10 protein-coding genes and 1 tRNA gene are annotated in these 9,770 nt (G+C 68.8%); 5 read left to right on the top strand and 6 right to left on the bottom strand.

All coding sequences use genetic code 11. From position 1 onward, the window contains the following. Window positions 1-350 precede the first annotated feature (350 nt). Window positions 351-1,157, top strand: coding sequence for an SAM-dependent methyltransferase (locus tag DFQ14_RS20885; RefSeq protein ID WP_114455046.1), 807 nt, complete (start codon window positions 351-353; stop codon window positions 1,155-1,157). Window positions 1,158-1,256: 99 nt separating this feature from the next. On the opposite strand, the gene DFQ14_RS20880 is transcribed toward DFQ14_RS20885, so the two are convergent. The 3 genes from DFQ14_RS20880 to DFQ14_RS20870 all read right to left on the bottom strand — a co-directional run bounded on the left by DFQ14_RS20880 (window position 1,257) and on the right by DFQ14_RS20870 (window position 4,088). Next, complete coding sequence (locus DFQ14_RS20880; protein ID WP_114455045.1) at window positions 1,257-1,505, bottom strand: hypothetical protein; 249 nt, start codon at window positions 1,503-1,505, stop codon at window positions 1,257-1,259. Window positions 1,506-1,809: 304 nt separating this feature from the next. Beyond that, complete coding sequence (locus tag DFQ14_RS20875) at window positions 1,810-3,012, bottom strand: thiolase family protein (RefSeq protein WP_114455044.1); 1,203 nt, start codon at window positions 3,010-3,012, stop codon at window positions 1,810-1,812. 98 nt (window positions 3,013-3,110) lie between these two features. After that, window positions 3,111-4,088, bottom strand: coding sequence for a prephenate dehydrogenase (locus DFQ14_RS20870; RefSeq protein WP_114455043.1), 978 nt, complete (start codon window positions 4,086-4,088; stop codon window positions 3,111-3,113). Between the two features lie 161 nt (window positions 4,089-4,249). Here DFQ14_RS20870 and DFQ14_RS20865 point away from each other — a divergent pair, with 161 nt between their 5' ends. From DFQ14_RS20865 to DFQ14_RS20850, 4 genes are all read left to right on the top strand, one after another. Continuing rightward, entirely contained in the window at window positions 4,250-4,738 is a 489-nt protein-coding gene (locus DFQ14_RS20865) for a tRNA adenosine deaminase-associated protein (protein ID WP_114455042.1), read from the top strand. After that, window positions 4,735-5,205 (top strand): nucleoside deaminase, encoded by a 471-nt coding sequence (locus DFQ14_RS20860; protein WP_114455041.1) that lies wholly within the window; start codon window positions 4,735-4,737, stop codon window positions 5,203-5,205. The genes DFQ14_RS20865 and DFQ14_RS20860 overlap by 4 nt, the downstream gene beginning before the upstream one ends. 74 nt (window positions 5,206-5,279) lie before the next feature. After that, a complete protein-coding gene (locus tag DFQ14_RS20855) occupies window positions 5,280-5,501 on the top strand; it encodes a CsbD family protein (protein WP_114455040.1) in 222 nt (73 codons plus the stop codon). Between the two features lie 164 nt (window positions 5,502-5,665). Beyond that, a tRNA-Ser gene (locus DFQ14_RS20850) sits at window positions 5,666-5,751 on the top strand. Between the two features lie 104 nt (window positions 5,752-5,855). Here DFQ14_RS20850 and DFQ14_RS20845 read toward each other — a convergent pair. The 3 genes from DFQ14_RS20845 to DFQ14_RS20835 all read right to left on the bottom strand — a co-directional run bounded on the left by DFQ14_RS20845 (window position 5,856) and on the right by DFQ14_RS20835 (window position 9,397). Continuing rightward, window positions 5,856-7,343, bottom strand: coding sequence for an aldehyde dehydrogenase family protein (locus tag DFQ14_RS20845; RefSeq protein ID WP_114455039.1), 1,488 nt, complete (start codon window positions 7,341-7,343; stop codon window positions 5,856-5,858). 82 nt (window positions 7,344-7,425) lie between these two features. Further along, window positions 7,426-8,100 (bottom strand): potassium channel family protein, encoded by a 675-nt coding sequence (locus DFQ14_RS20840; RefSeq protein WP_246195883.1) that lies wholly within the window; start codon window positions 8,098-8,100, stop codon window positions 7,426-7,428. Beyond that, complete coding sequence (locus tag DFQ14_RS20835; protein ID WP_114455071.1) at window positions 8,093-9,397, bottom strand: TrkH family potassium uptake protein; 1,305 nt, start codon at window positions 9,395-9,397, stop codon at window positions 8,093-8,095. Before DFQ14_RS20835 ends, DFQ14_RS20840 begins: the two co-directional genes overlap by 8 nt. Window positions 9,398-9,770: the final 373 nt, after the last annotated feature.

Raw genomic sequence — 9,770 nt, 5'->3', positions numbered from 1 at the left:
CGGATCAGAAGGTTTGGGGTTCGAATCCCTACGGGCGCACGTCTGGTCGAGACAGCTTGGAACCCCCGGTGCGCTGGGGGTTTTTTGCTGTCCGGCGCCGTGCGAGCCGGCGGTGACGGCACGTTCTGCTCGCCCGCTACGCCCGGGCGCAGGGCGGAATCAAGGACGATCAGCTCGTCGGAGAGGCGCCGTGCCTCGGCCGAGAACGCTTCTCGGTCTTCCTGGCACAGGCGGCCGTAGAAGTGCCCGGTCACGATGCGGCGCCCGCGAGGGCTCGCACAGGGTGGCTCGGGGAGCACTGCGGGTGATTCACTGATGTTCGAACACCCGCACGGGGAAGAGGAGGACCGGTGGAGCGACCAAGCTGGGTTTCCGAGGACGTCGACCTCACACGTCCCAATGCCGCCCGCGTCTACGATTACTATCTCGGTGGCTTCCACAACTTCGCCGTCGACCGGGAGATGGGCGAACGCGCCATCGAGATGTGGCCCAGCCTGCCCACACTGATCCGGGCGAACCGCGACTTCCTCGGCCGTGCCGTGCGGTTCCTGGCGCAGTCGGGCATCCGCCAGTTCCTCGACCTGGGCTCCGGCGTGCCCACCGTGGGCAACGTGCACGAGATCGCCCGGCGGACGGCCCCCGATTCCTCGGTCGTCTACGTCGATTCCGATCCCGTTGCGGTGGCCCACAGCAGGCACCTGCTCGCCGACGACGAGCGGGCCACCATCGTGCAAGCGGATCTGCGCGAGCCGGAGCAGCTCCTGGCGAATCCCGAGCTGGACGGATTGCTGGACTGGAACCAGCCGATCGCGCTACTGATGGTGGCCGTCCTGCATTTCGTTCCCGACAGCGACGATCCGGCCGGCCTCGTGGCGCGGTACCGGGACGCGCTCGCGCCGGGAAGTTACCTGGCCCTGTCCCATGCTTCCCAGGACGGGCACGAGCAGGCGGCAGCGGAGCACCAGACGCTGTACTCCCGTACGGAGACGCCGATGACCATGCGTACCCGCACCGAGATCGCGGTACTGCTCGACGGGTTCGAGCTCGTGGAACCGGGACTGGTGCATCCGCCGTTGTGGCGTCCGGACCGGACGGGTGAATCCGCACCGGGACGGGAGGAAATGGCCGGTTATGCCGCTGTGGGGATGATTCCCTGATCCGGGCGGAACTCGGCTTTCCGGGAACAGCGCACGGAAGCGATGGCCCCGGACGGGGCCCCGCTGCCTGCGGGGCCCCGTGGGTGCCGCGGACAGTGATCAGCGGTTGATGATGCCGGCGTTGATGACCTGGTTGTCCGAGACGTCGACGTAGGTCCAATTCCACTTCCAGTCCCAGTCGAACTTCGTGGTGACCTTCTTCTTGTGCGTCTCGGAGTAGGAGCGGTCCCCGCCGTCCTTACCCTTGTGGCCGTGCTCCATGTCCGAGGCGGCGGCGAGGCCCGCTCCTCCGAAAGCCAGGGGCAGGGCCAGGGCACCGACGACAACTGCGCGGGAGAGCGAACGCATGCGTGCGTCTTCCTTTCCTCTTGGGTCTCTTTCCCGGTTCGCATTCTCCGAATGCGTATCCGGAAAAATCCGAACCGGTTGCTTGCCGCTCCATGTTTACCTGCCGGTGTTTCCGGGAAGCCACCCGAGATCCTTCGTTTCACCACATTGTGCGGAAAACCCGAAAAATACTCGACGATCAAAGGCGTGGACATCGATGGCGCCCCGGAAATCCCGGAATGGTTTCATGTTCGGGATCGCTTTTCGGGGAAATGGTTCTCGGAGGTGGCGTCGACAGGCGAGAACGTGTCGACGTGGTGCGCTCTCAGCCGACCCGGACGGCGATGGCCACTCCCTGCCCGACGCCGACGCAGGCGGCGGCGATGCCGAGGCCGCCGCCCCGATGGCGCAGGTGCCTGCACAGGTCCACCACGGTCCGGGGCATCGAGGCCCCGAGCGGGTGGCCGTAAGCGATCGCGCCCCCGTGCACGTTCACCCGCTCCCGGTCCACGTCCTGCAGGTGGTGCATGATCGACAGCACCACCGCGGCGAACGTCTCGTTGATCTCCCACAGGTGCACGTCCCCGGTGGTCGCGCCGAGCCGGTCCAGCAACCGGCGGATGGCGGAAACAGGGGCGAGGGTGAACCGGTGTGGTTCCGCCGCGACCACCGCGCTGCCCACCAGCTCCCCGAGCGGTTCCACCCCGAGATGCTCGGCGCACCGCTCGGTTCCGACCAGGGCGGCGAGCGCTCCGTCGCCCGGCTGCGACGAGTTCCCCGCCGTCACCGGCCCTTCCGAGGAGAACGCCGGAGAGAGCTTGGCGAGCTTGGCCTCACTCGTGTCGGCCCGCACCGACTCGTCGCGCCGCAGCACACCACCACCGGGCGTCGTGACGGGGAAGGCGAAACCGTCGTGCACTCCCGCGTCCCAAGCTGCGGCCGCGCGCCGGTGCGAGCGCAGCGCGTAGGCGTCCATCCGGGCGCGTGTGATGCCCAACTCCACTGCGACCTGCTCGGCCGCGCGTCCCAGCGGTACGGTCCACTCCGAGGGCATTTTCGGGTTCACCAGGCGCCAGCCGAATGCTGTGGACACGACTTCGAGCCGGTCGGGCAGCGCCTGTTCGGCCCTGGGAATCACGAACGGTGCCCGGCTCGTGCCCTCCACGCCCCCGGCCACGAGCAGTTCCGCGTCGCCGGCCCGTACGGCCCGGGCGGCCTGTACCAGCGACTCGCCGCCGGAGGCGCCCAGGCGGTTCACGGTGACGCCGGGGACGGTGGCGGGGAGCCCGGCCAGCAGTGCGGCCATCCTGGCGACATTGCGGTTCTCCTCGCCCGCTCCGTTGGTGTTGCCGTAGAGGATGTCGTCGATGTTTTCCGGGTCGAGCCTGTCGCTGCCGGAGGAGCCGTGGCGGCGCAGGAGCTCGGCCAGGGGCAGGGCGGCGAGGTCGTCCACGCGCACACCGGACAGGCCGCCGCGATAGTGCCCGAAGGGCGTCCGGGCGGCGTCGAGCAGCAGGGCGCGGGCCATGGCCCCATCGTGACCCAAGCGGCGCCGTCGGGATAGAGCTGTGGGCGGTCGGACGGGCGCGCGGCCTCGGAACGAGGCTCGGGGACCCTGCCCGAGTCTCATTCCATCGGGGAGACCTCGGCGATGGCGGTATCGTCCTCCAGCGCGATGATGCGACCGCCTCGCTCGCCGATCTCCCGGAGACGCCGCAGTGCGTTCGGAGCGTCCAGAGGGATCGTGGTGCGTTCCCGCTCGATGCTCCCCAGTTCCTCCAGCCTCCGCCGGGCCTGGTGACCGGTATCCACAGTGGCCTTCAGGGAGCCGGTGGACGCCAGGGCCCCCCGGGCCGCCCCCAAGCGTCCGAGCGTGTCGTCCAGCGCGTCGAGAAGGGCGGCACGGTTGCCCTCGGTCATGGCCCGGATGAGCTCGGGAGAACCGGCACTGACCCGGGTCCCGTCCCGGAAGGATCCCGCTGCCAGTGACATCGCCAACTCGCCGCCATCGGATCCGACGGCGGCGAGCACGGCGGCGAGCACGTGGGGCAGGTGCGAGATGCGGGCGACGGCGTTGTCGTGCTCGGCCGCCGAAGCCGGGACCACCCGCGCCCCGCAGTCGAGTGCGAGTGCGGCGGCTTCGCGCCATGCGTCGCCGCGGGTGCCCTCCTCGATGGTGACCGCCCACGCGGCGCCCGAGAACAGTTCGGGATATCCCGCGGACCAACCCGAGGACGACGTTCCGGCCATGGGGTGCCCGCCGGCGTAGCGGGCTCCGGGCAGCAGCTGCCCGACCTCGATGCTCACCGGGTCCTTCACGCTGACGACGTCGGTCAACCACGCCTCCGGCGCGTGCCAGGCCACCTTCCGCAGGACCTCGCGGACAGAGGTCAGAGGTGTGGCGACCACGACCAGCGCATCCTCCGCAGCCGCCCGGCGCAAGGCATCCTCCACCGTGCCCTCGACGGAATAGCCGTCGTCGCGTGCCGCTGCGGCGTCGACCTCCGAGGCCGTGGCGGCCCATCCTTCGCGGCCCGCCGCCGTCGCGGCGCGCAGTACCGACCCACCGATCAGTCCCAGTCCGATCACGCACACGGCTCGCATGGGGCCATCCTGCCCGAGACCTCGCCGCATCACCGGCGGGCGGGTCTTCCCGGCGCGGTGGGACACTCGTCGGGCGGCCCTTCGGGCCGAAAACCAACTCGGAAGGGGACGAGAGCACGCTGGTGCTTTCGGGTGGCGTTCATGCGTTTTACGGTGTTCCCATGACGGTCCAGGAGCCAGTCGCGGGCTTCGCCGTTGCCGTAGTGCGTGAAGACGGCCGGTGGCGGTGCAGCGCGATGGACAGCTCGGTATTGGCGAGTCTCGACACCGCCATCACGGAACTGCGCGGGCTTCGGTCCACCGGTGCCGTGTTCGGCATGTTCAATGTGGACGACGAGTTCTTCGTCCTGGTCCGTCCCGTTCCCGGTGGCGTGGACCTGCTGCTGTCCGACGCGGCGGCGGCCCTGGACTACGACATCGCCGCCGACGTACTCGATCTCCTGCGCACCGACCCTCCGGACGAGGAGGACGACGAGGTGTGGCCGGAGGGAAATCTGGCCCTCCTGGCCGACATCGGCCTGCCGGAGGGGGAAATGCTGGTGATCGTCGAAGAGGTCGACCTCTACCCGGACGAGCAGCTGGAGATGATCGCACAGCGCTGCGGTTTCGGTGAGCAGTTCAGCGGGTTCATGGAGCGGCTCGACCAGTGAGTCCCGGCGAGGATCGCGCGCTGGTGCGTGCGGCGCTGGAGGTCGCACCCGAGGCTCTGTCCACCGGGGATGTTCCGGTCGGTGCGGTGGTGGTGGGTCCGGACGGCACCGTGCTGGCCCGCGCGCGCAACGAGCGGGAGGCGCGGGGGGACCCGACGGCACATGCCGAGATGCTGGCGTTGAGGTCGGCGGCTGCCGTCCACGGTGACGGCTGGCGGCTCGAGGGCTGCACACTCGCGGTCACCGTGGAGCCGTGCACGATGTGCGCCGGGGCGCTCGTCCTGGCCAGGGTGGCCAGGGTGGTGTTCGGGGTGTGGGAGCCCCGGACGGGGGCGATCGGCTCGCTGTGGGATGTGGTGCGCGATCGGCGGTCCCGGCACCGTCCGGAAGTTGTCGGCGGTGTGCTCGCAGAGGAGTGCGCGGCCCTGCTGGAGGACTTCTTCGCCCATCACCGAGATGTGATATAGCTCACTCGTAAGTTCGCTCGGGGGAGGAGGTGGGTAGTCATCGGGTGCACGGACCCACGCGAACGGAGAGAGCGATGAGCACGTTCGACAAGGTCAAGCAGCAGGCTCAGCAGTGGACCGGCAAGGCCAAGGAGGCCGCGGGCCGGGTCGGCGGCAACGAGGACATGCGCAACGCGGGCAAGCGCGACCGTCTCGAGGGCGAGACCAAGGAAACCGGTCAGCAGGCCAAGGACAAGGCGGCCGGAGCCGTGGAGAACGCCAAGGAGCGGTTCCGCGGCCGCGGAGGCAGCCGCTGAGAGACCGGCGATCCCGCCCTCGCGGCGGAAGACCGCGTACGCACACCGTTCTCGTTCCGAACCGGCAGGGAGGGCCGCCCCACTGCGGGGCGGCCCTCCCTGCGTGTGTGGAGCGGCCCGGCCCCCTCGTCGAAAGCGGCTTCCCGTCCGTTACGCTGGTTGGCGGTAGCGTGTCCGAGCGGCCTAAGGAGCGCGACTCGAAATCGCGTGGGGTTAACAGCCCCCGTGGGTTCGAATCCCACCGCTACCGCAGGCAAAGGCCGGACGTCGGGATCCCGGCGTCCGGCCTTGTCGTATCCGGACACGGTCCGGCGGATCTTCCCGGCTCCGGACGAGCGCTTCGACGCCTCGATCTCAGCCGGGCTGCAGGGGCAGGTCCCGCGGTTGGTGCTGGACACTGATCCAGTGATCGGTGGTGAACTCCTCGATGGCCCACTCGCCACCGAAGCGCCCGATGCCGGAAGCCTTCTCACCCCCGAACGCGGTGTTCGGTTCGTCGTTGACCGTGGTGTCGTTGACGTGCGTCATTCCCGCCTGCACGTGCTGCGCGAAACGCACACCCCGCTCGACGTCGGCGGTGTGGACCGCGCTGGCCAGGCCGTACTCGGTGTCGTTGGCCAACTGCAACGCCTCCTGCTCGCCCTTGGCCCGGATGACCGTCGAGACGGGCCCGAACACCTCCTCGGCGGCGGTTGCCACCTCGTTGGTGCCCAGCAGGAGGTGGGGTGGCAGGACACGCCCGGCAGGTCCGACGGGATCACCGGAGACGACCAACCGGGCACCGTCGGAGACCGCGCGGGAGATCTTGTCCTGGATCGAGTCGCGCTGGCTGTCGTTGATGATCGGGCCGATCTGGGTGGCCGAATCATCGGGATCGCCGAACCGCAAGGCCCGGACACGAGCAGTGAACCGCTCGACGAAGTCGTCGTGGATCGAGTCGTCGACGATCACCCGGTTCGTCGCCATGCAAATCTGCCCCTGGTGGTAGTACGAACCGAACACCGCGGCATCCACCGCGCGTTCGATGTCGGCGTCGTCGAGCACCACCAGGGGGCCGTTGCCACCGAGCTCCAGGGCGCATCTCTTCAGCGCGGCCTGCTGGGCGATCCCCTCACCCACCGGAGTCGACCCCGTGAAGGAGATCACCTGCGGAGCGTCGTGCGTCACCAGAGCCTGGCCGACTTCACTGCCCTTGCCGATCACCACGTTGAGCAGTCCGGGTGGAAGCCCCGCTTCCTCGTAGACCCGCGCCAGCAGCAGCCCCCCGGTCACCGGGGTGTCTCCCGCCGGTTTGAGCACGACCGCGTTGCCGAGTGCGAGCGCCGGAGCCACCGAGCGGTGGGACAGCTGGAAGGGGAAGTTCCACGGACTGATCACTCCGACGACCCCGACCGGCTGGCGATAGACCCGGTTCTCCTTGCCCGGCACGGTTCCGGGCAGGATGCTTCCGGCCACTCTGGAGGGGTAGGAGGCGACCTCGGCCATCCCGGCCCGTACCAGTCCCCACTCGAACTCGGCCCGCTCGCGTACGCCGCCGGTCTCGCGCACGAGCCAGTCGACGATCTCCTGCCTGCGCGCGTCCATGACCGAGATCGCTCGGCGGAACATCTCGCTGCGTTCACCGGGCAGAGTCGCCGCCCAGGAACTCTGTGCCTGCTTGGCCGCCTGGTAGGCACGGTCGACATCGCTTGCGTCGGCGAGCGGGATCTCCGTCAGGGTCTCGTCGGTGTAGGGGTTGACGTCGGTGCTCACCGATCCGGAACTCCCCGAGCGCCATTCACCGCCCAGCGGCATCCGGTTGAATCCCGTGTAGGCCGCCGGCCGCTGATCACCAGTGGACATCTGCTGCTCCTTCGGTCGCCGATGCGTGCACCCGTGGAGTACCCGTGAACGGGTGTGCACGCACCTCGATCGGAGTGCGCCGTCAGGTGATGTCGGCGAAACGTTCCACGTCACGGGACCGGCCGGAGACGATGAGGATGTCACCTCGGTGGAGCACGGTTTCCGCCGTGGCGTAGGTGAATCCCTGGCCGGGACGTTTGATTCCGACCACGGTGACTCCGTACTTGCTCCGGATGTTGCTGTCACCCAGCGGGCGTTCCGCGGCCGCGGCGGGTGCGAGGGTCTTCACGATGGCGTAGTCGTCCTCGAACTCGATGTAGTCGAGCATGCGACCGGTCACGAGGTGGGCCACCCGTTCGCCCATGTCGTGCTCGGGCAGCACGACGTGATGCGCGCCCACGCGCTCCAGGATGCTCCCGTGCCTGCGACTGACCGCCTTGGCCCAGATGGAGGGGATCTCGAAGTCGGCCAGCACGGAGGTCGTCAGAATGCTGGCTTCGAGGTCGTCACCGATCGCGACCACGGCGCGGTGGAAGTCGGGCACGTCGAGCTGGCGCAGCACCTCCGGATCGGTGCTGTCGGCGACGGCGGCATGGGTGACTTCCTCGGAGAATTGCTGCACCAGGTGTGACCTGGTGTCCAGAGCCAGCACCTCGGAGCCGTGCTCGACGAGTTCCAGCGCCACCGAGCTGCCGAACCTGCCGAGCCCGATCACCACGACGCGGGAAGGGCGCGCGCTCTGGTTGTCTCTAGCCAACGATGGGTCGTTCCTCCGGTAGTTCGTAGCGGCGGCCGCGTTCACGCAGAGCCAGCGCGGAAGCCAGGGTGATGGGGCCCAGTCTGCCGGTGAACATGAGCACCACCAGCACGAGTCGGGCCGCATCCGGGAGCTCGGCGGTGATGCCGGTGGACAGGCCGACCGTGCCGAACGCCGAGATCGACTCGAACAGCACCGCGTCGAGCCCGAACGGGCTGAGAAGCAGCAGAGTCAGGGTCGCGGCGATGACCATGCCGACACCGAGCAGCGCCACCGTCAGAGCCTGACGTGGCACCCCGTCCGGAAGCTTACGACCCATGACGTGCACGCTCGACACGCCACGGACCTCAGCCGCGATGACGAACGCCAGCAGCGCGAAAGTGGTCACCTTGATCCCTCCTGCGGTACCGGCGCTGCCACCGCCGATGAACATCAGGATGTCGGTGACCAGCAGCGTCGCCGAGTGCATCTCGCCGACCTCGACGGTGTTGAACCCCGCCGTCCTGGGGGAGATGCCGTGGAAGAGTCCGGTGAGCAGTTTTCCGCCCGTGCCGAGAGGGCCGAGGGTGTCGGGGTTGGTCCACTCGAACGCGGTCACCGTGATCGTGCCGAGCAGGACCAGGGCGCCGTACGTGAGCAGGGTGATCCGCGCGTGCAGTGGCCATCGGCGCTGCTCGCCCCCCAGCCGCCGTCCGATGGCGAACAGCACGGGAAAACCGAGCCCGCCGATCACCACGGCCACCAGTACGGGCACGCACACCCACGGGTCGGTGGCATAGCGCGTCAGGCTGTCGGGGTACAGCGCGAATCCGGCATTGTTGAACGCCGAAACGGCGTGGAAGGCGCCGAAGTAGCTCGCCTGTCCCAGGGGCAGGCCGTATCCGATGACGAACCGTGCGGTCAGAGCCCCCGCGGTCAGTGCCTCCACGGTCAGGCCGACCGCGATGACGCCCGCGATCACCGAGCGAACGTCACCGAGATCGAGACTCTTGGTCTCCGTTTGTGCGGTGCGTCGCATCCGCAGCCCCAGCCGCTTGGTGACCAGCAGCCCCAGCAGGGAGGCCAGGGTCATGATGCCGATCCCGCCGATCTGGATCAGGCCGAGCACGACCAGTTCCCCGAACAGGGACCAGTGCATGGCGGTGTCGACGACGACGAGGCCGGTCACACATACCGCCGAGGTCGCGGTGAACAGGGCCGTCACCCAGTTCGTGGATGTGCCGTCGGCACTGGCGGTGGGCAGCATCAGCAGTGCTGTTCCGACCAGGATGGCGAAACCGAAGCCGGTGACGACCATGCGCGCGGGCCGCCTGCTGCTCGGCAGCAGGCGGCGCAGCGCGCGGTGGGTGGGACGGAGCACGGATCGTTCCGCCCTCGGATCCGTGCGGGAGATCACGCCGGCTTCCCGGCGGTGCGGTCCGGGACGAGCAGAGGAACCATCGAAACCGACACACTAGCGCACTCCGGGACCTCCCGTGCGCGCCCGGGAGCAGAGTATCCGCGGAAAGCACGACCGAGGACGGAATCGGGACGAGACGCGACAAAGCCCCGGGCGCATGTCGCGCTCCGGGGCTCTGACCTGCGGAGGATACGGGATTCGAACCCGTGAAGGGGGATGCCCTTACACGATTTCCAATTCCGGTTCCGGGGGTTCGCAGTGGTGCTTAGCG

Origin of the sequence: Halopolyspora algeriensis (assembly GCF_003337235.1) — a bacterium.
Taxonomy (GTDB): domain Bacteria; phylum Actinomycetota; class Actinomycetes; order Mycobacteriales; family Pseudonocardiaceae; genus Haloactinomyces; species Haloactinomyces algeriensis.
Note: the sequence above shows the minus strand (reverse complement) of the source record. Positions and strands in the feature narration are given on the sequence as shown.